This window comes from Pararhizobium sp. DWP3-4 (assembly GCF_049898205.1).
In the GTDB taxonomy this organism is placed as follows: Bacteria; Pseudomonadota; Alphaproteobacteria; order Rhizobiales; family Rhizobiaceae; genus Pararhizobium.
Map to the genome: position 1 here is coordinate 219,078 of NZ_JAFCXF010000008.1, position 22,333 is coordinate 241,410.

Annotated in this window: 15 protein-coding genes and 2 pseudogenes; 10 read left to right on the forward strand and 7 right to left on the reverse strand. The window is 56.1% G+C overall.

The features are described 5' to 3' along the window. Positions 1–47 precede the first annotated feature (47 nt). The 4 genes from ACP7E6_RS21145 to ACP7E6_RS21160 form a co-directional block, all read right to left on the reverse strand. On the reverse strand, positions 48–1,556 hold the full coding sequence (locus ACP7E6_RS21145) for an amino acid ABC transporter permease/ATP-binding protein (protein ID WP_426231689.1): 1,509 nt from the start codon (positions 1,554–1,556) through the stop codon (positions 48–50). Positions 1,557–1,616: 60 nt separating this feature from the next. Next, positions 1,617–2,420: a transporter substrate-binding domain-containing protein gene (locus ACP7E6_RS21150; RefSeq protein ID WP_426231690.1), complete on the reverse strand. Its 804-nt coding sequence runs from the start codon at positions 2,418–2,420 to the stop codon at positions 1,617–1,619. Between the two features lie 98 nt (positions 2,421–2,518). Then, the gene (locus ACP7E6_RS21155) at positions 2,519–3,691 is read right to left on the reverse strand and encodes a M24 family metallopeptidase (RefSeq protein WP_426231691.1); all 1,173 of its coding nucleotides are present in this window, start codon (positions 3,689–3,691) and stop codon (positions 2,519–2,521) included. A gap of 43 nt (positions 3,692–3,734) precedes the next feature. Next, positions 3,735–4,934: a diaminopropionate ammonia-lyase gene (locus tag ACP7E6_RS21160; RefSeq protein WP_426231692.1), complete on the reverse strand. Its 1,200-nt coding sequence runs from the start codon at positions 4,932–4,934 to the stop codon at positions 3,735–3,737. 105 nt (positions 4,935–5,039) lie between these two features. Here ACP7E6_RS21160 and ACP7E6_RS21165 point away from each other — a divergent pair, with 105 nt between their 5' ends. Further along, entirely contained in the window at positions 5,040–5,516 is a 477-nt protein-coding gene (locus ACP7E6_RS21165; protein ID WP_426231693.1) for an Lrp/AsnC family transcriptional regulator, read from the forward strand. A 489-nt stretch (positions 5,517–6,005) separates the two neighbouring features. Here the strand turns inward: ACP7E6_RS21165 and ACP7E6_RS21170 are convergent, their stop codons facing one another. Then, entirely contained in the window at positions 6,006–6,803 is a 798-nt protein-coding gene (locus ACP7E6_RS21170) for an SDR family NAD(P)-dependent oxidoreductase (protein ID WP_426231694.1), read from the reverse strand. Positions 6,804–6,918: 115 nt separating this feature from the next. Between ACP7E6_RS21170 and ACP7E6_RS21175 the strand changes: the two genes are divergently transcribed. The 5 genes and pseudogenes from ACP7E6_RS21175 to ACP7E6_RS21195 all read left to right on the forward strand — a co-directional run. Next, positions 6,919–7,866 (forward strand): GlxA family transcriptional regulator, encoded by a 948-nt coding sequence (locus tag ACP7E6_RS21175; protein WP_426231695.1) that lies wholly within the window; start codon positions 6,919–6,921, stop codon positions 7,864–7,866. Between the two features lie 768 nt (positions 7,867–8,634). Beyond that, the gene (locus ACP7E6_RS21180) at positions 8,635–9,258 is read left to right on the forward strand and encodes a (2Fe-2S)-binding protein (protein WP_426231762.1); all 624 of its coding nucleotides are present in this window, start codon (positions 8,635–8,637) and stop codon (positions 9,256–9,258) included. Continuing rightward, on the forward strand, positions 9,255–10,232 hold the full coding sequence (locus ACP7E6_RS21185) for an FAD binding domain-containing protein (RefSeq protein WP_426231696.1): 978 nt from the start codon (positions 9,255–9,257) through the stop codon (positions 10,230–10,232). Before ACP7E6_RS21180 ends, ACP7E6_RS21185 begins: the two co-directional genes overlap by 4 nt. Then, positions 10,229–12,457, forward strand: coding sequence for a xanthine dehydrogenase family protein molybdopterin-binding subunit (locus ACP7E6_RS21190; protein WP_426231697.1), 2,229 nt, complete (start codon positions 10,229–10,231; stop codon positions 12,455–12,457). Before ACP7E6_RS21185 ends, ACP7E6_RS21190 begins: the two co-directional genes overlap by 4 nt. A 372-nt stretch (positions 12,458–12,829) precedes the next feature. After that, positions 12,830–12,982: pseudogene (locus tag ACP7E6_RS21195) on the forward strand (transposase); the annotation flags it as partial. Positions 12,983–13,401: 419 nt separating this feature from the next. On the opposite strand, the pseudogene ACP7E6_RS21200 reads toward ACP7E6_RS21195, so the two are convergent. Then, positions 13,402–13,616: pseudogene (locus ACP7E6_RS21200) on the reverse strand (transposase); the annotation flags it as partial. A 306-nt stretch (positions 13,617–13,922) separates the two neighbouring features. On the opposite strand from ACP7E6_RS21200, the gene ACP7E6_RS21205 reads away from it, so the two are divergent. From ACP7E6_RS21205 to ACP7E6_RS21220, 4 genes are all read left to right on the forward strand, one after another. Next, the gene (locus ACP7E6_RS21205; protein ID WP_426231698.1) at positions 13,923–15,383 is read left to right on the forward strand and encodes a catalase; all 1,461 of its coding nucleotides are present in this window, start codon (positions 13,923–13,925) and stop codon (positions 15,381–15,383) included. 11 nt (positions 15,384–15,394) lie between these two features. Further along, the gene (locus ACP7E6_RS21210; RefSeq protein WP_426231699.1) at positions 15,395–16,042 is read left to right on the forward strand and encodes an HD domain-containing protein; all 648 of its coding nucleotides are present in this window, start codon (positions 15,395–15,397) and stop codon (positions 16,040–16,042) included. 306 nt (positions 16,043–16,348) lie between these two features. Next, positions 16,349–17,089 (forward strand): SDR family oxidoreductase, encoded by a 741-nt coding sequence (locus ACP7E6_RS21215; protein ID WP_426231700.1) that lies wholly within the window; start codon positions 16,349–16,351, stop codon positions 17,087–17,089. A gap of 59 nt (positions 17,090–17,148) precedes the next feature. Continuing rightward, positions 17,149–18,051 carry an SDR family oxidoreductase gene (locus ACP7E6_RS21220; protein ID WP_426231701.1) on the forward strand — a complete coding sequence of 301 codons (903 nt, stop codon included), beginning with the start codon at positions 17,149–17,151 and terminating at the stop codon, positions 18,049–18,051. A 356-nt stretch (positions 18,052–18,407) separates the two neighbouring features. Here the strand turns inward: ACP7E6_RS21220 and ACP7E6_RS21225 are convergent, their stop codons facing one another. Then, the gene (locus tag ACP7E6_RS21225; RefSeq protein WP_426231702.1) at positions 18,408–21,344 is read right to left on the reverse strand and encodes an ATP-binding protein; all 2,937 of its coding nucleotides are present in this window, start codon (positions 21,342–21,344) and stop codon (positions 18,408–18,410) included. Positions 21,345–22,333: the final 989 nt, after the last annotated feature.

A 22,333-nucleotide genomic window follows, 5' to 3' on the forward strand; every position in this document is an offset into this window, starting at 1 on the left:
CTTGTGCCTATATTCCCTTGATCCGATATGCAGCCAGTGCGCGCTAGTCAAAGGCGAACAAATTCTTTCAAACGCACGTCATTCGTGCGCCGCTCTGTCAGTTGTGCTGGAGAGCCATCAAACACGACGCTGCCTTTCTCCATGAAGATGACCCGATCTGAGACCTCCATGGCGAACTTCATTTCATGCGTAACGATGACCATCGTCCTTCCGGAACGCGCCAAGGCGGCGATGATGCGCAGCACTTCTCCGACTGTCTCCGGATCGAGAGCCGAGGTCGGTTCATCGAACAGGAGGATCGATGGATGCATCGCAAGAGCGCGGGCGATGGCGATGCGTTGTTGCTGACCACCCGAAAGCTGGTGCGGATACTTGTTCTCGTGAACCAGCATACCGACCTGGTCGAGCAGTGTGCGGGCTTCCTTGCGCAGTTCCGATACATCGGCGCGCCCATGATAAAGGGGTCCCATCATGACATTTTCGAGCGCCGTGCAATGCGGAAAGAGATTAAAGTTCTGGAATACCATACCGATTCGCAACGCGTCCCACCGGTTATGGCGAAGCGACTTTGCAAGCTTTTCCTGGGATCCGGCGATGAACGGCCGGTCCTCGAGATAGACCACGCCATGATCGAGTGTTTCTAGCCCGTTTAGGGAACGGATAAGTGTAGTCTTCCCAGAACCTGAGGGGCCAATGATGGACACGACTTCACCCGGCTTGACGGAAAAGTTGAGGTTTTCGAAGACCGAGTGTATGCCATACGACTTGCCACCGCGATCGAGACGTATTGCCGGTTTTGTGGATGCCATCTGCATATCATCGCCAATCGCCCTTGCTATGGCGCCGCTTGGCTCCGCGTCCTCGGTGGTAAGCTCCGCCAGACGCCGTGAAAAGTCCAGACGCCGCTCGAGCGCTTTCAACCCAGTGTCGAACACAGTTACTATCAAGACGTAATAGAACGCGACAGCGACCATCGTCTCAATGACTTTGAAATTTTGCGTATAGTACCGCTGCCCGACCAGAAGGATTTCGGCAAGCGAAATGGCGGACACTAGCGATGTCAATTTGACGATCGAAACGAACTCGTTTCCGAGCGACGGGAGAGCGATCCGCAACGCCTGGGGAATAATGATTAAGCGTTGGATACCTGCGCGCGACAGGCCAAGCACGCGACCCGCCTCGTATTGCCCTTTGCCGACAGCTACGAGCGCGCCACGATGGATTTCTGCAATGTAGGCCGTCTCGCTCAAAACCATTGCCAAGAGACCTGCCACGAACGGAACAGACAGGAGATCAGATGTCGAGGGAAAAGCCTGAGGCAAGTTATAGACGAAAATCAGCAAAACCAACAGCGGCAGGCTCCTGAAGAACCAGACGTAGAGTGCCGCCGAGCGGCGTACGACCCATAAACCAGAGCCGTGTGCTAGCGCGACGAAGAAGCCAAAGACAACAGCTAGTACCCAGGTTGCTACACTGAGCTCGACCACCACGAGTGTCGCGTTCCAGAAGTCGCGGCTCCATAGGAGCCCGATCATATAGGGCCAATCGAAAACCATGTATCTAGTTCCCTGAAGAAACGCCCGAGTCGCCGCAGCGGCCCGGGCCGGATTGCGGGTTTACTTAGCTTCGGTCAAGGCCGCGGCGACTTCAGCATCGGAGGGAAGGTCAAGGTTGTATTTCCCAAGGATCGACTTGTACGCCTCGCTCGATTTGAGAGGCTCGAAAGCCTCCTTCAGCTGTGAAAGGAGCGCGTCGTTACCCTTCTTGACCGCCAGCCCCATGACAACGGGAAAGAGGATTTCGGTGGAGGTGATCTTCAGCCGGTCACCGGAGGCAATAACCCCAGCCTTTGACACGCCGGCATCGTCAAACACGACGTCGGCGCCCCTTGAGAGCAGCGCCTGCGCTGCCTCTGCCGATGTTGCAAACTCCTTTACATCAATCGGATTGGACCCGCATTTCTCCTGCGACACTTTTTGAAGTTCCGGGACCCAGGCAGCGCCCTTCAGGTTGGCGACCCGTTTTCCGCAAAGTTCCTCAGGCGTTTTGGGCGCGAAGCTGTTGTCGGCGCGAACCATCAGAGAGCCGCCGGTCTTGGCATAGGCGATATAATCGACCACTTGCGCCCGCGCCGGCGTCACATACAGCGCTGAGGCGATCATATCGAAACGGTTTGCCTGCAGTCCCGGAATGAGGCTAGCGAAACGCGTGTCGATGAACTTCACTTCGACGCCGAGTTTTGGCGCGATCACGGCCATTACGTCTGCATCAAAGCCTTTTGTTACACCGGCTTCAACGTAGTCGTAGGGCGGATAGACTTGGTCCGATCCGACAAGCAACATGCCATCGGTGATCGTTTTAACGTCTGCGGCCGAGCTTGAATTGGTCGTCATCGCCGAGAGCGCAAGGGCAGTTACCATTGCGATTTTCTTTAGCATTTTTTATTCCCCTTTTTTGAGACCGGGCGGACCACCCGACCGGCATTGGAGTTGTCCTCCCCCGCATTCTTCCAAAGACGTTACCGGATCGTCGGCATCTCCCGCGGCGCACGCTTGGTCAGAAGCCGCGGACCGTCCTTGGTGATGGCAATGTTCTCTTCATGGACAATCATTTTTCCCGGCGCATATTCCATGCCGGGCTCGATGGTCAGCACCATGTTCTCAACGATCACGGTTTCATCGCCGAGCCTGTGGGAAGGCGGCTCCGTCAGCTGTAGGCCCAGGCCGTGCCCGAGACGCCCAACATTGTTGCCAATCGCGCCCGCCCCTTCGATAATCTTCGCCATCGCCCGAAAGACATCGTCCGTCTTTGCACCAGGCACCGCCGCGGCGATACCCGCTTCTGTCGCTAGCCACAGCGCATCGTGGACGCGCTTTGCGTCGTCAGAGATCGTGCCGATCGCATAGTTGCGGTCGAAATCGCAGAAGTAACCGTCAAATGTCGAGCCGGTATCAATGAAGAGGACGTCGCCGTTCTGAATAAGGCGATCATGTGGGCCGCAGACGATTTGAGCCACGCCGCCGGGTCCGGAGATTGCCGGCATGAACGGAGTCGAATCCGCACCGCGCCGGGCGATGTCGATCCGAAGCTTGCGCGCCACTTCCCGTTCGCTTTCTCCGATCGAAATGCTTGTCGGCAACGCTTCGTAAGCGTCGCTGGCAAGTTGGCAGATGTAATGAATATGCTCGATTTCCGCTGCGGTCTTGACCATGCGGATGTCCCAAATGCAAGGAGCACCATCGGCGATCTCGAGCGCTAGCGTATCGCGCAGCCGCAGAAAATCAGAGACGGGCATGCGCAGCGCCATCTCACGCCCAAGCTCGGCACCAAGGCGACCGTAACGACGTGGGAAGCTTTCGATCGTGGATTTCAGGAGGGAAATGCCGTCATCGCTTGGATTTGGCGCTTGCCATGTCCGGATGTCCGACATCCACGTTAGAGCCATTTCCGGCGCGCCGATCTCCGGAATGACGGCTACCGGATCGCCCTCGAGCGGCACGACGACGAACCACGGCCGGGTCGGGCTTTCCCAGAACTGTGAATCGAAGCCGGTGAAGTAGCGGACGTTCGGCGGCGAGGAGACCAGCAGGGCATCGAACTTATGGCGATGCATGATCTGTCTTGCGCGCTCGACGCGACCTTCGAACTCGGTCGGCGTGAAGCCTCTCAGCGGGATTTTGATGGCGCTCATGATATGTTCCCTTGCTTTTTGCATTACATTTACGTCCGCAGGGTCAGTCAGAATATTTGGCGGTTTTCCCAAGGACGTCGTTCGGGGCTAGTCCAACGATGGCTTCGTAAGACGCAGGGTCGGTTGCCCCTTCGGTGTTGATGAGGAGAATTCGGCTCTTGGGATCGAGCCCAAGTGTTCGACGAGCCTCTGGATCGCGGGCGACCGCTAGGTAGCCGGAAAGTCCTGCAGCACCGCTTTCACCGCTAACAACAGGGTGATCGCGGAACGCCAGCATCCGCATGGCCTCTTTGGCCTGATCTTCAGTCACCGTCACGAACGCGCTCGCGCTCGCGCTCAGGATCCGCCAAGCGACCAGCGAGGGGGTATAGCATTCGAGCATCGCCATGATGGTCGGCTCGGTGGGCGTGAAAGATGTCAGCTGGCCAGCCTGTGCGGAGGCAAATAGGCAGGCGGCGCGGTCTGGCTCAACGATAACCGTTCGAATGTTTCTGTAACCAAGCACTTCGCTGAGATGCAGCGAAACGCTGCTCGCAAATCCCCCGACGCCCGCCTGAAGAAAGACGTGGGTCGGCGGGTCGATGTTGAGCATTCCCATCTGCTCAAGAGTTTCCTGAGCAAGAATGGTGTAGCCTTGCGCGACTAGCGATGGGATCTCCTCGTATCCTTCCCATGAGGTGTCGGAAACGAGAAGCCAGCCTCGCTCCTTGCTGACACGCTCGGCTTCTTTGACAGAAACATCGTAGTTGCCCTTGACGCGGATCACTTGGTCGGCACCGATGGCTTCTGACCGGGACTCGGTCACACCCTCGTGGACGAAAATGACCGAGCGGCAGCCTAGTATACGAGCGCCGGCCGCAACGGACTTTCCATGGTTTCCATCAGTCGCGCAGCAGAAGGTGATGCGCGAGGCAAAATCGCGTGCGGTCGGGGAAACGAGTTGGGCGGGGGAAACCTCTTCGCCGAAGTGCTCTTCCAGTATTCTTTTGAATAGTATCATTACCGCGTAGGCGCCACCGAGAGCCTTAAAGCTGCCCAGGCTCAGCCGCTGTCCTTCGTCCTTTATAACAATGCTCTCGACTTGAGTGTCTTCGGCGATCTCCGTTAGGGGCACGAGCGGCGTGCTTCGCTGATCGCTCCACAAGGAGAGGTAAGGTCGCACAAGTCTGGGAGCCGAAACGCCAAGGAGCGATTTGTCGACGTCCCTAATTTGCGCGTGCGTTGGGGTATGAAAATGGATCATCGCGTCCTCACTGATTGATGACCGAGAGAATATTGCAAAATGAACTTTCTTTGTGCTCTAATTTTCGGTAACTGTTGCAAGAAAATTGCAGAGGAGGGGGTAAATATGGCTGGTTCTGTTGCTGCCGCCCTCGATGAGTTCGACCTCAAGATCTTACGGATGGTTCAGGCTGACAATCAGCTGTCGCAGCGCGTCATTGGCGACGCGATCGGGCTTTCACCGCCTGCAGTGGCTCGACGGCTTCAGCACCTGCGCAAAACAAAGGTCATCAGAAGCGAGATTGCCGTCCTGGACGAAGTCGCTGTTGGGCGCCCCTTGACGATTATTGTTCATGTCACGACGGAGAATGAAAGACTGGATCTTCTGGATGCGATGAAGGATCGCTTCATGCGCTGTCCGCAGGTGCAGCAATGCTATTACGTCACTGGAGAAATGGATTTCATACTAATGCTGAACGTGAAGGACATGGCAGAGTACAACGAGCTAACCCGCTCGCTGTTTTTCGATGGAGGAAACGTCAGGAGCTTCCAGACGTGTGTGTCCATGGAGAACGTAAAAACCCACGGGCCAATCCCGCTTTGAGTCCAACAGCCCTTCAAAGTCGTTAAACGCCAAAGTTCGATAAGCCGCCTTACTACGCAATGTCTTGTGTTAACTGCGGCGGCAGGATTGAAAACGTCCGATTGCGTGCAAAATAGATGAAGTGGCTGCCGCCCACTCAGACGGCACCATCATATGATGGCCATTGGGCTTGTCGTTTCTTTCTTCACGCTTTCCAGTCTGCAATCTCAGGTGCTGGCAGAAAAAGTAGAGACGATTCACAACTCCTCCAAATAACCCTACCTGAGCCTCATAGCTTCAATCCTTGCGCCAAAAATGGCTTCAGCCAACGTGAAGGCACCAAGAACCAAAACGGGGTCGCTTGTGCCTGACGTGCGCCGTATCACGCACCCTCAGGCAGGCATCGTCTTTAGCGAAAAAATGCGCGCCTTCGTTTGAAGCGCCGGATGCATGACAACGTATAGAATCATGGCTGCCATTAAATGGACAGCCATGATTCACTTCGTAGCATCAAGCCCTGTAGCGAGCTGCGGGAGCCGCATGCGACAGGTTAGGGCCGAGCGTCAATCGAGCAGTGTCGAAGGCTTTCCAGTCGGCGATGTTTGGCAATGAGGGGATTGTTACCAGTTCGCCCTGATCGAGCCCGGAAAGTGCTGCATCGACCATGTCCGTGGGGGACATAACAATCTCGGAGGGCAGCTGGGCGACTGGAAGGCCTGCAGCATCCCAGAAGTTGGTCGCGGTCGCGCCGGGGAGCACCGCCTGTACCCGAACGCCCTTGTCGGCGAGCTCGTGATGAAGGGATTGGCTAAAGGCCAATATGAAAGCCTTACTACCACCATAGACGCCGTTGAGAACCTCAGGAGCAATGGCAACGATCGACGCGATGTTGATAATCGTACCTGTGCCGCGTGATACGAATCCGGGTGCAACGGCATAGGTCAGCCGCATCGGTCCGGTGACATTCAATGCCACCATGGCCTCCATTTTCGCGATGTCAGATTGTAGAAGTGGCGCAGTCGCTCCTACACCAGCGTTGTTGACGATGAGCGTGATGCTTGCGTCGGTACGAAGCACATGCTCAACACGTGCCAGGTCCTTTGTATTCGTCAGATCAGCGGAAAGTGTCTCGACGGAACGTCCCGTTTCGTCAGTGATACGTTCAGCGAGCTCCTTCAGCCTGTCTCCGCTACGTGCAACAACGATAAGGTCGTAGCCGCGTCGGGCTAAACGGTCTGCATAGACCGCACCTATCCCGGAGGACGCGCCTGTGATGAGTGCCGTTCCCTTGTGTACAGTCGTGTTCATGACCGTGACCCTTCTTTTGAAGCCCGCTTGATTGCTTGCCGCCAAGAGAACCTACGCTCTATCGCGCTCGTCTTAAATGTCGTATATGCAACTTTTCAGGCCATAGGAACTGAGTATGCAGCGCATTGGATTTGTCCTCGTCCCAGGTTTTCAGCTTATGTTTCTGGCGGCAATCTCAGTATTCGAGTTCGCTAATGTCTCTGCGGGCGAAAATGTCTATCAGATCGACGTCCTCTCTGAGGAGGGTGGTCCGATCCGCAGTTCGCATGGGCTCACGGCCCATACCGCGGCATTCGACGATGCCAATTTCGATACCGTCATCTTCGGTGGCGGCATGGAAACCTTCGAGGCATCAGCCAGAATGATAGACTTCGCCCGTCGGGCAAGCATGGCGTCAAGAAGAACCGCTTCAATTTGCACCGGGGCGTTTGTACTTGCCCAGGCGGGCCTCCTCGACGGCAAGCGAGCGACCACTCACTGGTTGTCTGCTCGCGAGCTACAGGATCTTTATCCGAAGGTGAAGATGGAGGACGACAGGATCTTCATTATTGACGGAACCATTTGGACGTCAGCGGGCATGAGTGCTGGAATCGATCTAGCCCTCGGAATGGTCGAAAAGGATTACGGACAAGGGCTCGCTCGCTCGGTAGCCCAGAAGCTTGTCCTCTATCACCGCCGCGCAGGTGGTCAGTCCCAGCATTCCGAACTGCTCAAGATGGATGCTAAATCCGATCGCATCCAGAGCTCCCTCGACTACGCCAGGAAGAATCTCAAGTCGGCTCTGTCGGTCGAGCAACTAGCTAATGTCGCACATCTCAGTCCTCGTCAGTTTAGCCGTGCCTTTCGGTCAGAAACCGGACAGTCTCCTGCCAAGGCGGTCGAACATCTGCGTCTGGAAGCCGCCCGGCTAATGATGGAACAAAGTCGTCACCCCATAGAGTACGTCGCGGCCGAAACCGGGTTTGCCGATAGGGAGCGCATGCGCCGGGCATTCCTGCGCGCGTTCGGACAGCCACCTCAGGCTATCCGCCGCAGTGCGCGGGCGGGCGCTGAGCACGAATGACTGAACATCCATAACCTTTGGCGTGCGTTAGCCACCGCTGTCAGGCCGGGATTGTGGGTTACTAGCTTCCAGGTCGCCCGAATGGACGTCGAGTTAGCGCTCGGCCAAATCGGCAAAGGAAATCAACTATAGCTTATATTTACCTCCCTGCGGAGCCAATAGGAACGTCGGCGTTTTGCCGTTGGTCGGCCGATACTGGCATGCGCATTGATCACGCCTACATGTTGAACGACGGTTTCCAGGTCACGTTGGACTTTGCCCTGAGGAATGACGGCGGTCGCCGTGTCGAGCAATTCGCAAAATCATCAAAAGGTTTCGTAGACCGCGTTCGGTCGATGGATAATTCCCATCAACAACCCTACCAGCGGAACTCGTTGTGCTTTCGGCTTTCGGCTTGCGGCTTCAAGGATTAGGCATGCAATCTCACGCGGATGCGATACCAACGGTACGTGGCTGCAATCGAGTTCAGTAGTTGTGGAGCCTTACCAGCAAGCACACGAGGCGGAAGTGGATTTCTGCGAGGCCATGGGCAGGCTTTCACGCAATTTTGCAACGCTTAACACGCCCTATGGTCGGAATATCGCTATCCTTGACCCAGCTCCTCACTGAACGTTCTAAGTGACAAACATTCTTTCCGCATCCGGCTAAAGCCAATGACTACGGTAACTTTAGTAACCCTAGCCCCTAGGTTGCATGCTTCCACGGGCACCGAGTTTCTTTCGACACTACTGAAGGGAAGCCATCGTGACGCACTCAATCAACGAGAATATGGACGACGAGCTCTCTGAGTCCCCGCGACATAATGATCGACTCTTACTCCTCCGACGCGAAATCTTGCTCTTGTCGGGCAGCGCTGCCGTCGCCACACTTCCGCTATCGAGGGACGCGGCGTTTGCGGATGACGTGGGGTTGGCGGCGCCACACATTGCCGCAGTGTGCTTCACAATCAACTCGCAGCGGGTTTGTCTTGAAATCGATACGCGGCTGTCTCTCCTAGATCTGCTCAGGGAACGCCTCGCTCTGACTGGAACGAAAAAGGGGTGCAATCAGGGCGCATGTGGGGCTTGCACGATCCATGTAAACAGCCAACGGATAATCAGTTGTTTGGCACTTGCAGTCCTCCATGACGGTTCCGAGATTACCACTATTGAGGGTATTGCAGCGGGAGATAATCTTCATCCATTGCAAGACGCGTTCATTGAGCACGAAGGTTTCCAATGTGGCTACTGCACCTCGGGACAGATTATGTCAGGCCTTGCCTGCATAAACGAGGGGCATGCAGGTTCGAGGCACGACATTAGTGAATGGATGAGCGGGAATATCTGTCGGTGCGGCGCTTATCCTGGAATCATAGCAGCAATTGAGCAGGCCGCGAAGGGCGAGAGGACATGATCCCCTTTACATTGGAAAGGCCCGCTGGCGAGAAACAGGCCATCGCGGCTGCCGCAGGTGGTGCAAGGTACATTGCAGGTGGAACCACGCTCGTGGACCTGATGCGCGAGGAGATCGAACGGCCAAATCGTCTAGTAGATGTCAATCATCTTCCCCTTGACTATATCCGCGTGATCGACGGCTCAATCGTAATTGGCTCATTGGCGAGAATGTCGGAAGTGGCAGCGAACTCAGACGTGCGAGCCTTGCAGCCACTCATCGCTGAAACTCTCGTCGAAGGCGCGTCCCCGCAGTTGAGAAACGCCGCCTCGATTGGAGGGAACTTGCTCCAACGCGTGCGCTGTCCTTACTTCCGCATGCTCGATGTTGGCTGCAACAAACGCGTTCCTGGCTCCGGCTGCTCTGCCCTGGAAGGCCACAATGCCGGACACGCGCTCCTTGGAACGTCCGATCAATGCGTTGCAACTCATCCCTCTGACTTAGCTGTCTCACTAGTGGCGCTCGACGCGTCGATGGTCGTGCGAGGAGCGAAAGGAGCGCGCAGTTTTCTCGTGGAGGACCTATTCCGCCTTCCGGGCGCCACTCCTCATCTGGAACATACGCTGCAGCAAAGCGAATTGATTGTCGAAATTAGGATTCCCTCAGGTGCCTATGCGAGAACAGCAAGGTATCTGAAGGTTCGCGATCGGTCTTCGTATGAATTTGCCCTCGTTTCGACCGCTGCCGCCCTCCACATTGTAGATGGGACCATTCGCGAAGCGCGGGTGGCCGCTGGTGGCGTGGGGACAAAACCGTGGCGTATGCGACTGGTCGAAAATTCCCTTCACGGGCAGAAACCGTCGCGAGCCGCTTTTGAGGCTGCAGCGGCACTTTCGCTGGAAGGTGTCCGCCCCCTTTCAGGAAACGGATTTAAAGCCAAGCTCCTCCCTGCGACGATCATCCGGGCGCTCGAGTTGGCAGGAGAGAAAGCATGACCATAAGATCGATCGGAGAAACCGTTTCCCGGGTAGACGGCCGTTTGAAAGTAACGGGAAAGGCTACCTACTCGGCCGAATTCAACCAACCCAACCAGACGTACGCCGTGGTCGTCAGCAGTAGTGCCGGCATTGGACGGATCACTTCGATGCAGACGAGCGAAGTCGAGGAGATGCCTGGTGTGCTTGCGGTCATCACTCATCTTAACGCCGCTGAACTTCCCTATGCTGAACATCGTTCCGGCATTGATCCGGCGGTGGGCGAACGTCTGCACGTGCTCCAGGATGGTCGGGTCAGGTTCTTCGGACAACCGGTGGCGGTGGTAGTCGCCGAGACACTTGAACAAGCAGAGCGCGGCGCAAACGCTTTGAGAATTACCTACGACGCCCTTCGACCCCAAGTGCCCTCCCATACTAAGACGGGCGAACTCATCATACCAGATGCGACGCGTAAACCGGGTAGCCGAGTTCAGGCCGACAGTGAGCGAGGATACGCCGACGCGGTATTTGATGCAGCAAATATCAAGCTAGACGTCGACTATGTGATGGCACGTGAGAACCATAATCCAATGGAGCCCCACGCGACGGTAGCATCTTGGGACGGAGACAAAGTGACGCTTTGGAGCAAAAGCCAATTCATCGTCAACGAGCAGGCGGAAATCGCGGCGATTTTTGGAATTCCCGCCGAAAACGTAACAGTCATTTGCCCCTTTATAGGCGGCGCATTTGGTAGCAGCCTCAGAACCTGGCCACATGTGACGCTAGCGGCATTGGCTGCAAAACAGGTGGGGCGTCCGGTAAAGCTCGTCCTGACCCGGAAACAGATGTTTTTTACCACTGGTCACCGGCCATATACCATTCAACGGGTCGCCTTGGCTGCGGAGCGTGACGGTAAACTTACAAGCATAATCCACGAGGGGGCGGGAGAAACCAGCAAGTACGAACAGTATATAGAGGCACTGACATCCGTGACGACCTTTATGTACTCCTGCCCTAACGTGAGAACCCGATACCGCCTGATGCAGTTCGATACCAGCACATCGACCTACATGCGAGGGCCAGGCGAAGCTAGCGGAATGCACGCCATTGAATGCGCGATTGATGAGTTATCCTATCAGCTGAACATGGATCCCGTAGAGCTTCGCAAGATCAACGAGCCGAAGCTCGATCAAAGCCGCAACGTTCCCTTTTCCAGCCGTTCGGTGCTGAAATGCTACGAAGTCGGCGCGAGAAGGTTCGGTTGGGAAAGAAGGCTTCCGGATCCGCGCTCGATGCGAGATGGCCGCCTGCTTATCGGCTACGGGATGGCCTCCGCCGCGTATCCGAGCTTTTTCAGTCCTGCCAGTGCCCGCGTGAGACTTCTTCCTAACGGGATCGCGGAGATCGAAGCGGCAGCAAGTGACATGGGTCCTGGTACCTACACGTCGATGACACAAGTCGCATCCGAGTATCTCGGATTGCCAGTAGAAAAAATTCGGTTCAGTCTCGGACACTCGGATTTTCCGTCAACTCCCCCGCACGGGGGATCGCAAACAATGGCCTCTGTCGGGTCTGCTATAAGAGCCGCGTGTTTAGACGTGCAGGCTAAAGCTCTCGAAGAAGCGATCTCGACTAAAGGGAAGTTTGCCGGACGGAAGGCCGATGTGCTCGACTGGAGAAACGGAGCTCTTTTTGAAAAAAGAAGCGAGACTGGCGGTATTTCATACAGTTTGATCATGGCAGATAGCGGCCTCGCCGAGATTGTAGGATCAGCAAATGTAACGCGAGATCCAAGCGCCTCCAGGTCCTACTCTATGCACTCGTTTGGTGCCGTTTTCGCCGAGGTGGCTGTTGACCCCGACGTTGCGATTATTCGCGTGAGGCGCGTCGTTGGCGCATATGGTGTGGGAAGAGTGGTTAATCCAAAGCTTGCAAGGAGCCAATGCATTGGCGGTATGATTGGTGGAATCGGCATGGCCATTATGGAGCGGACTGTGCTCGATCCCAGGGATGGCCGCCCCATCAACGCGCATTTAGCTGATTATCTTGTACCGGTAAACCTCGACACGCCCCACCTTGAAGCGCACTTCATTGATGAAGACGATACCATTGTTAATCCACTTGGCGTGAAAGGGCTAGGCGAAATCGCCATTGTTGGAATCGCTCCGGCAGTAGCAAATGCGATTTTTCACGCAACTGGGAAAAGAATCCGAGAACTTCCGATAACGATCGAGAGCCTTATCTGAAGCGTAAGTTCAATGTCTGAAACTACATTCTCAGGTATTAGTCTGGTCCAGAGTCAGGCAACACGCACACGAATGACAATCAGATACGAGCGTCCTACCTCGAATACGGCGCGTGGCGGCAAGGAGCGGGCCTGTTCAAGCTTGACCTACCGCAGGTGATTTAGGACGCATCAAAAGATCTTTCCCCTGCCATGCCCAAGTGGATCGCTGGCCTATTGCCGACTTCGGTCAATTGGAACAGCGCATAGGTGAGGTCACGAAAGAAATCGCTTCGATCGCCGATCGGGAAGATGTTGCGCGGCGGCTTATGACAAGCATTGGAGCCTTGGGAGCCACCGCACTTCTGGCGGCGGTTGGCAGTGTCGCCAGTTCCAGAGAGCCCGCGACCTGACTGCCTGGCTTGGTCTTGTCCGTCGAGAATATTTGACCGGTGGAAAGCAGAAGCTTCTCGGCATCAGCAAGTGGGGAAACCGCTATTCGCAAACTGCTTGTCCATGGCGCTTGGTCCTGCTTTCGGCGTCTTGATCGAACGAGTGATCGACTGGGAAGCTGGCTTGCCTCTAAGCTCGGATGCATCCCAATAACGCCGTCGTTGCACTTGTCGCTAAGATCGCCCGGACTGTTTGGGGCGCACTGACCAAGCCTGGAGAACTCTACGAACAGGGATCCTGCATCACCCGACGCTCCTGGCTCGATTGCAAGTTCGGGAATAGTGATGACGAAACAGTGGATCAACACGCCGTAAGTCCTGTTCAAAAAAAGCGGCCTTCGTGCCCGAACCATTTATTGGAAACGGCGTGTGCGTATCTCATCATGGCCTGGCTGCAACGGCAGCCCACTCGCGACAGGCCGGATACATTTATGATACTGGAATCGTCATTTGCGATGTCGCTGCACGGATGGGGCGGACCATAATTTTTTTTAAGCGACATCCTTCAAAATAGCATTATCATCTCGGTCAGCAGCTTCTTCACCTTGGCGTTCTCATCTTCCAGAGCCTTCAGCTTGCGGGCATCGGAAACCTCCATGCCGCCAAACTTCGTTGTATTGTGAAAAGTCGCTTCGGATATTCCGTGCTTGCGTCTGCCGTCCTCAGGCCGCTCTCCGGCTCATTCAATATCCCGATGTTCTGTTCGTGTGTAAACCGCGAATGCTTCATGCTGTCCGTCTCCTCAGTGTAACGGACTGCACCAAATTTGGAGGAAAATCAGGGGCTCAGGTCACCGCCCGGTGCCTGGTCACTGTAGGCCGATTCGTAAGCCGCAGGTAATGAAACAAAATCCGCGGGAGTAAAGGATTATGAAATTTCGCGAAGAAATATCGACAGGTTTTCACACAAATTTGCAGCGTATAACATGCCCTCAAGTCACAACATCGCTATCCTCATAACCAGTCGCTCACCGAAAATCGTGGACGGTAAAGACACTAATTTTAAGATCGTCCTGGGGCCAGAGGATCATTGTTCATGACAAAAAACGCTCCAAAACTCACCCATGCCACAGGTGCACCGGTGGTTGACAACGTAAACACCCAAACCGCTGGGCCCCGCGGGCCGGCTCTACTACAAGACATATGGTTGATCGAAAAGCTGGCGCATTTCGACCGCGAAGTAATCCCTGAACGCCGCATGCATGCAAAAGGATGGGGCGCGCACGGTACCTTCACCGTGACTCATGACGTCACACGCTTTACTAAGGCGGCGATCTTCTCCGAGATCGGAAAGCAAACACCCATGTTCGCGCGATTTTCTACCGTCGCTGGCGAACGCGGCGCGGCCGACGCAGAACGTGACATCCGTGGCTTCGCATTAAAATTTTACACAGGAGAAGGAAACTGGGATGTCGTTGGCAATAACACACCGGTCTTCTTCTTCAGGGACCCGCTCGGTTTTTCTGATCTCAACCACGCGATCAAACGTGATCCCCGCACGGGCATCCGATCCGCGGATAACAACTGGGATTTTTGGTCATTCCTTCCGGAAGCCCTTCACCAAGTAACGATCATTATGTCCTCCCGCGGGATTCCGAGAAGCTTTCGCCACATGCATGGCTTTGGCGGTCATGCCTTTTCATTTGTAAACACCGCAAATGAGCGCGTGTGGGTTAAGTTCCATTTTCGAACTCAGCAAGGGATCGAAAATCTATCGGATGAAGAAGCCGAAGCTCTTGTCGGCAAGGATCGCGAGAGCCACGGGCGGGACCTCTTTGACAATATCGAGGCCGGCAATTTCCCAAAGTGGAAGCTGTTCATTCAAGTGATGACGGAACAGCAGGCGCGCCATCACCGGCACAATCCGTTCGATCTCACCAAGGTGTGGTCTAAAGCGGAATACCCGCTGATAGAAGTCGGAAATTTCGTGCTAAACCGAAATCCGGAAAACTATTTCGCTGAAACAGAACAGGTTGCTTTTTCGCCCGCAAATGTTGTTCCGGGCATTGGCTACTCGCCCGACAAGATGCTTCAGGGGCGCCTCTTTTCATACGGCGATTCCCAGCGCTACCGCCTGGGTGTCAACTACAACCATATTCCGATCAACGCACCGAAGTGCCCATTCCAAAGTTATCATCGCGACGGGCAGATGCGCACCGATGGCAATCTTGGCGCAACGCCCACCTACTGGCCGAATTCCAAGGGCGCCTGGATTGGTAACGAACCCGAGCGGAAGGAGCCCCCACTGCCACTCGAGGGCGATGCAACATGGTGGGATCACCGTGTTGAAAATGATTATTACGAGCAGCCTGGCGAACTTTTCCGCAATATGAATCCGGCAGAGCAGCAGGTCCTTTTCGACAATACCGCCCGTGCAATGGGGGATGCCCGTCCCGAGGTTAAGCAGCGCTACATCGAATTTTGCACGAAGGCCGACCCCGCTTACGGCACAGGTGTTACCCTCGCCGTAGAACGTCTCAACATTACCACCCTGTGAGGTACACGAAAATGGGAAATGCAGAAATCATTGCTGGTATCAAAATACCTGATAGTCAGATGGCCAAGGCCGTGACTGAGCTGGTTCGGGATACAGAAACCGACCTTCTTTATAACCATTCGCGCCGCGTATTCTTGTTTGGGGCGATCACCGGAGAACGCAAGCGGCTGAAATACGATCCCGAGTTACTCTACGTCGGTACGATGTTCCACGACATGGGACTATTCGATTCCTATGCGAGCGAGACTGAACGTTTCGAAGTCGATGGCGCCAACACGGCACGTAATTTTCTGAAATCGTACGACATTCCGGAAAGAGATGTTGACGACGTATGGGATTCGATTGCGCTGCATACGACGCCGGGCATTCCCCAGCATAAACGCCCCACTGTGGCATTGGTTACGGCAGGCGTCGAGATGGACGTTCTTGGTATCGCCTATCACGATTTTTCGGACAAAGAACGCGAAGAAGTTTGCGCCTGCCATCCGCGTGGCCTGCGCTTCAAGCACGCTATTCTCTCCGCGTTCTGCTACGGCACCATTCGCAAGCCAGGTTCGACCTTCGGCAACGTCAAGGCCGATGTTCTTGAGCGCATGGACCCAACCTACAAGCGCGAGAATTTCACCGAAATTATTATGGGATCAGCGTGGGATAGCTAACCCAAGAATACAGTCTGTTCACCGGACGGTTGCACAGCTAGCCCCCAAGCCCAGCAATCGTCCATTGCCATCGGAGGCCTACTCCTCAAACTGGCCTCCGATGGCCTTACAGCGTCACGATGGCGACGGCTACCCCGGGTCTGCCGTCGCCATCGTGACGCGCTTACGCTCCAGTACTCCGCATGGCATACGCTACATTATTCGTCATCCCCGCATAGTGTTGGCGAAGGATGCATGATTATAGGATGTTCGGATAGTGGCATCTTCCTTCTTGTCAACACCCACTTCACACCAAGGAGATCGCAAATGTCCGAACACACTAACCAAGTTGCTATCGTCACCGGCGCTTCTCGCGGCATCGGCGCGGCAATTGCCGAGCGTCTTGCATCTGATGGCTTTATGGTTGTCATCAACTACTCGGGGAGCGCTGCACCGGCCGCAGAACTGGCTCGCAGCATAGAAGCCAAGGGTGGCAAGGCCATCACCGCACAGGCCGACGTGTCCGACCCGATCGCTGTCGCCCGCATGTTTGAATCGGCTGAAGCCGCCTTTGGGCGCATCGATGTTTTGGTGAACAACGCCGGCATTCTCAAGACCATTTCACTGGCCGACACTAGCGACGAAGAGTTCGATCGCCATTTCGCAATCAACACTAAGGGTACGTTCAACACCCTGCGCGAAGCCGCCAAGCGCCTGCAGAGCGGCGGCCGCATTATCAACTTCTCGTCGACAACGCTGGCGCTGAACATGCCAGGTTATGCGGTCTACAATGGCACGAAGGCCGCCGTTGAAGCCTTTACCCATGTCTTCGCCAAGGAATTGCGCGGCCGCAACATCACTGTGAATGCCGTAGCCCCTGGTCCGATCGCCACCGAGCTGTTCCTTAACGGCAAGAGCGACGAGCTGATCGCCCAATTCTCGAAAATGCCGCCGCTGGAACGCTTGGGACAGCCGTCCGATATCGCCAGCGTCGTTGCCTTCCTCGCCGGTCCTCACGCGGGCTGGATCAACGGCCAAATTGTCCGAGCCAACGGTGGCGTCGCATAACCTTGGACCTCCGAACCAGAACCCAACGCAAAACCAATTCTCACAGAAGGAGTAGGACCATGACTAAGCAAGTTATCGTCGTCACCGGTGCTTCCAGCGGGTTCGGTGCCATGACCACCCGCCAACTCGCCCAGGCCGGCCACACTGTCTACGCCGGCATGCGGGCAACCGAGGGCCGCAATGCCTGGGCCGTTTCGGACGCCAAAGCCTTCGCTAAGGAACATAATGTCGATCTCCGCTCTGTCGAGCTAGACGTTGCCTCCGACGCCTCGGTCGAGGCAGGCATCGCAAAGATCATCGCTGATGCAGGCCGTCTCGATGTCATCATGCACAACGCTGGCCACATGTCCTTCGGCCCGGCTGAGGCCTTCACCCCGGAGCAGTTCGCTGAATTGTATGACATCAACGTTCTTTCCACCCAGCGCGTCAACCGGGCGGCACTTCCTTTCCTGCGGAAGCAGGGTAAGGGTCTGGTGATCTGGGTCTCCTCATCCAGCACCCGTGGCGGCACCCCTCCGTTCCTGTCACCCTATTTTGCCGCCAAGGCCGCGATGGACTCGCTCGCGGTGTCCTACTCGACGGAGCTGTCCCGTTGGGGCATCGAAACCTCGATCGTCGTGCCAGGCGCCTTTACCAAGGGCACAAATCACTTTGCGCACTCAGGCTCGCCTTCCGATACAGCCGTAGCGGCCGAATATACCGAAGGCCCATACAAGGGTATTCCCGAGCAGGCCTTGAAGGGACTGGCCGCTCTGGAGCCGATCGACGCTGATCCGGCTGCCGTCGCAGTCGAGGTAGTCCGGATTGTCGATTTGCCCTTCGGCACCCGACCGTTCCGCGTCCACATTGACCCTTCACAGGACGGAGCAGAAGTCGTGGCCGCCGTCGCCGACCGTGTTCGCGCCGAAATGTACCGCAACATCGGCCTGCAGGACCTGCTGAAGCCAGTCGTCAACAGCTAACTAATGGCGCCTCGGCAGTTAGGCCCTCGCTGCAATCCTAAAGATAGAGCCGCCTTGATGAAGCTAGGACAGGTCCTTCAGATTGGCCCTCTTCTACCCGGGCGGATGGTGACCCCGCCCAGCTGCTTTCGGCCCATTTTTCCAACATAGTAAGAGGTTCGCTGGCAGTTTGAGCAACTCGCCTATGCCGGGTATCCATGTTTCATTATGTGCCGTGGGCAATATTCGACTCGCGTTGCAACCGATGCAAGCGTTTGGGACCGCTCTGCATGGACTGGTGCGGAGATCGCCAAGCGGTTCCAGGAAGAAATTACTTGGGTGTTAGCATTTGGCTCGGCTCAATCCGTGAAACCGGGTCAAGGACGCCGTTGTTTCTGTCGGGGAGCATTCTGGGCCCAAGCCACTTTGGAATTAGAAGAGAGTTCGCTCGGCGTTCCTGGAGTTTCCTGTGCTGGGAGGAGACTCTCCAGCAGCGCCGTCGCCGTCCTTAGATCTTGAGACCCGAACCCTTCCGTAAAGCGCCGCTGGATTGGAAGAAGCAAGCTGCGCGCCTTGTCAACTTCTCCCTGTTCGCTCCACATTCGGGCCAAGGTCGTCGCGGTCCGCAATTCCCACCCGCGCGCAGCCTGCGATCTCGCTAACTCTAACGAGTGTATCAGAGCTGCCTCAGGAAGCGTGGGCTCCATGGCCGGGTCAGCAAGTAGTACGACGCCTTGAACCCTCAGAAGCTCAGGTAGATCAAAGGTTCCTCCAAATGCCTGCGCACGCTCCACGGCGCGGGCAATGAGCGGCTTCGCCTCCTCGTGCCGCCCGCAACGGACGAGGCCTTCGGCCCACGCACGAGAGGCCGCGGAGACCACGACATGGTGGTCATCTGCTATCATAGATGGGATACTCGACTGGAGAAAGTCAATTCCGTCCTCCACCGCGCCGCTTAGCACCATGAGTTCGCCCCGCATCGCGGCAGCAACGTCCTGATAAACCGGTAGCGCGTGCCGTTTAGCATGATCTGTTGCGCGACCGAGTACATTCGCAGCAACGTCGAACGCGCCGCACCATAGGAACACATATGTTGCCCAAAGAAGGCTTACGCACCGGGTGACCGGATGATCGCAACGGTCAATCTGATCTAACGCTACGCGAGCAGCGTCGACGGCTTGATCTGGCAATCCCGCCAGCCAGAGGGTGCGCGCCAGAGCTACCTCAGCTCGAACGCGATGGTCATATGCGAAGTAGTTGACGTGGACCGCGGGAGATGCGGCTTGTAGCGCAAAGCCGCGCTCAATACGGCGACGTGCCTCGGCCTGGTTGCCGAGCATGTGGTAAGTTTGCCCAAGCATCCACTCGGCGCACACCTCGCCCGCTGGTCCGACATCCTTGGCAACGTCGGCATAGCGCTCGGCCACCGTAAGCGCGACTCGGAAATTTCCGCGCCGTACCAAAAACAGGTTGAGGCCGGCAAGGAAGTGCAACTGATGCTCGCTGTCACCCTGGGCATCCGCAAGTTCCAGGCCTCGTTCGATTTCGGTGCGGACCTCTGGAGTGTTCCCAAGCGTGTACATTGACGCAATAGAGAGCACCTTTCTCAACGCAAGCTCGTGACCCAAGTTATCAGAGTGTTGAGGAGCTGCGGCCAGGGCGCGACGACACCACGCCCGGCATTCGCTGAGCAGCGACAAGCCCAGTAAAAGCGGCGCGGCGTATACTACGAGCTTTAGGGCTACATCGGCGTCGCCCTCGGGTGAGAAGCTCCATTCCACCGCGGCCCGAACATTTCCAAGATGCAACTCTAACGCGGAAGCACTGTAGCCGCCGAAGTCAGCGATCTGTGGGGTTTCCAAAGCGGCTAGCAGGTTTGAGACATAGATAGCATGACGCCGCTTTATGGTGTCCGCATCTTGCTGTTGGTGAAGTTTGCTCTCTGCAAATGCTCGCGTAGTGTCTAGGAGTCTGTAATAGGTGGAGCCTCGAATTGAGGTGATCGAGACTAACGACCTGTCGGCGAGGCCTGCGACTGCGGTCGCGCACTCTCCGGCAATTGACCCGACCTCGTCCGATACGGCGACAGCCGCTTCGAGATCGAAGGCGCCTCTGAAAACAGAAAGCCGACACAGAACCCGTTGCTCGGTGTCGGAAAGCAGATTGTAGCTCCAATCCAGCATGGCGGCGAGGGTCTGGTGCCGAGGGACTGCATTTCGGCAGCCATTCCAGAGTAACTTGAAGGGACCGTCCAACATTTTGGCAGTGCCTGCGACGCCGTAGGCGCCGACCCGGCTGGCCGCGATCTCTATGGCAAGAGCAATACCGTCCAGGCGACGGCATATATCTGCGACGAGTCCCACTTCAACTTCACTTAGTTCGGCGCCGTAGCCTGACGCCGCCGCACGTTCTAGAAAGAGTTGAGCGGCGGGCGACGCGAGCGCTTCGGCGACAGTAAGGTCAGCTCCCTCATGGGGGCCGTCCAGGGGCGGAAGTAGGTGGACATTCTCCCCAGTAACTCTGAGAGCTTCCCGACTTGTTGTCAGGATATATAGATTGGGCGCCGCGCTAAAGAGGCGCGCCGACAGCGCGGCAGTGGCATCAACCAGATGCTCGCAACTATCGAGGATAATGCAAACTTTCCTGTCGCCTAAGAAGGCGAGCACGCTGGAAAGCGTATCCTCGCCGGAGGAGTAGGTGCCGAGGGTGGCGGCAACGGTACCGGCGATAAGCGAAGGATCAGTAAGCGCTCCGAGGTCAATGAAGTATACCGCGCCGTCGAACTGCTCAAAAAGGGCATGAGCCACTGCAATGGCTACCGTGGTCTTGCCCATCCCGCCCGGCCCAACAATACTCACAAACCGACGGGACATCAGGACATTCGATACGGCTTGGATCGATGCTGCGCGACCTACCATGCGTGAGAGCGCGGCTGGGATCTGTGTCGCCTTCTGAATATGTGCGCCACCCGATCTCGATAATCCCTCCTGGGGGTGATTTCGAACTGGAGCTACAAAACAATATCCTCGGCCCGTAACATTGACGATGTAGCGGATGCCGTCGATCCCGTCACCAAGCACCTTACGCAGGCCGGCAACGTGCACCCGAAGATTGGAATCTTCAACAATCAAGTGTGGCCAGACGAGCGCAGTCAGCTCCCGGTGAGTCAAGGTCCTGCCCGCGCAACAGACCAGTGAAATGAGGATATCGAGTGCACGGTCGCCGATCACGACTGGCGCGCCATTCTTTAAGAGCAGGCGCTCCGAAATGACAAGGCGAAATGGACCGAAGAACAATGTATCACTGGTGGGCATTCCGGCCGATCTCCATAGGGCTTTAGGCCTCCTGTGCCAAGCTCCTCTAGAGGCTCATATTCAACCATACTGGCTTGAGTTTCAACCTGCAACAGTCGCAAAACACTCGTTGTCGTTCCTATCCGATCACTGTTTATAAGCCATGGCGACGTGGGGGCAGAACACCGGTGTGCGAAGGTATCGACTGCGTGTTGCGCGTCGGCGAACCGCAGGGCAGCGACATGGTCGGGCGGCGTTTCGCGATGTTGGACGAGGTGACGTGCGAGTCTTCCGGGTATATCGCGCGCTACGCACGACCCGAGCACGTCAAGGATTTAAAGGAGCATGTCATGGTTGGCTTCCGCTCGTCTGCGACAGGCTCAACGCCAACTGTCAGGTGGATGGCCAGGTTGTCTGTCGCCAGTTGCCAACCATCATTAACGTCGGTGCGGCCGAAAGCTTCACTAAGCCTTTTCTACACTATCGGGAGCAGAAGCGAGTGCGGGAGGATCCGGACACATAACTCGTTTCGCCGGTTGAACTCCTGACGTTACAGTGGGAGACGCTTTCAACCATATCGGTGACCAGCCCGGGAGTTGCACGATGTGCCGTCTGTAAATCCGAAATTATAATTGATCTTCAAGAGCTTCGCTCTATTGAGCGACTAATATGTGGAATGGATAGGGTTATCCGTTGGCGACAGCAAAAGGAGATCACACCATGAACAATTTGAAAGTCGTTTTCATCACCGGTGTCAGTTCTGGTTTTAGCCGCGCCACTGCTTTCCGCCGGATACCGCGTCGTTGGCACCGTTCGCAGCAAAGATCAGATCACCGACTTTGAAGCAATTGATCCGGGCAGGGCGCACAGCGTTATGCTCGCGTAGGAAGAGACGCCGACGTCGCAACGGTGGTAGGAGCAGGTCGAGTCGGAGACGGCCGAGTTGATACTGGCGCGCGGGCTTCTCCCCGATTATTCTTGAAGTGGTATCAAGGCGAAGGTGAAATCGC

What these genes read in the sequence shown, in the direction of transcription:
- ACP7E6_RS21145 (WP_426231689.1), bottom strand. Translation starts at nt 1,556, where the DNA reads ATGGTTTTCGATTGGCCCTATATGATCGGGCTCCTATGGAGCCGCGAC.
- ACP7E6_RS21150 (WP_426231690.1), bottom strand. Translation starts at nt 2,420, where the DNA reads ATGGTAACTGCCCTTGCGCTCTCGGCGATGACGACCAATTCAAGCTCG.
- ACP7E6_RS21155 (WP_426231691.1), bottom strand. Translation starts at nt 3,691, where the DNA reads ATGAGCGCCATCAAAATCCCGCTGAGAGGCTTCACGCCGACCGAGTTC.
- ACP7E6_RS21160 (WP_426231692.1), bottom strand. Translation starts at nt 4,934, where the DNA reads ATGATCCATTTTCATACCCCAACGCACGCGCAAATTAGGGACGTCGAC.
- ACP7E6_RS21165 (WP_426231693.1), top strand. Translation starts at nt 5,040, where the DNA reads ATGGCTGGTTCTGTTGCTGCCGCCCTCGATGAGTTCGACCTCAAGATC.
- ACP7E6_RS21170 (WP_426231694.1), bottom strand. Translation starts at nt 6,803, where the DNA reads ATGAACACGACTGTACACAAGGGAACGGCACTCATCACAGGCGCGTCC.
- ACP7E6_RS21175 (WP_426231695.1), top strand. Translation starts at nt 6,919, where the DNA reads ATGCAGCGCATTGGATTTGTCCTCGTCCCAGGTTTTCAGCTTATGTTT.
- ACP7E6_RS21180 (WP_426231762.1), top strand. Translation starts at nt 8,635, where the DNA reads ATGGACGACGAGCTCTCTGAGTCCCCGCGACATAATGATCGACTCTTA.
- ACP7E6_RS21185 (WP_426231696.1), top strand. Translation starts at nt 9,255, where the DNA reads ATGATCCCCTTTACATTGGAAAGGCCCGCTGGCGAGAAACAGGCCATC.
- ACP7E6_RS21190 (WP_426231697.1), top strand. Translation starts at nt 10,229, where the DNA reads ATGACCATAAGATCGATCGGAGAAACCGTTTCCCGGGTAGACGGCCGT.
- ACP7E6_RS21205 (WP_426231698.1), top strand. Translation starts at nt 13,923, where the DNA reads ATGACAAAAAACGCTCCAAAACTCACCCATGCCACAGGTGCACCGGTG.
- ACP7E6_RS21210 (WP_426231699.1), top strand. Translation starts at nt 15,395, where the DNA reads ATGGGAAATGCAGAAATCATTGCTGGTATCAAAATACCTGATAGTCAG.
- ACP7E6_RS21215 (WP_426231700.1), top strand. Translation starts at nt 16,349, where the DNA reads ATGTCCGAACACACTAACCAAGTTGCTATCGTCACCGGCGCTTCTCGC.
- ACP7E6_RS21220 (WP_426231701.1), top strand. Translation starts at nt 17,149, where the DNA reads ATGACTAAGCAAGTTATCGTCGTCACCGGTGCTTCCAGCGGGTTCGGT.
- ACP7E6_RS21225 (WP_426231702.1), bottom strand. Translation starts at nt 21,344, where the DNA reads ATGCCCACCAGTGATACATTGTTCTTCGGTCCATTTCGCCTTGTCATT.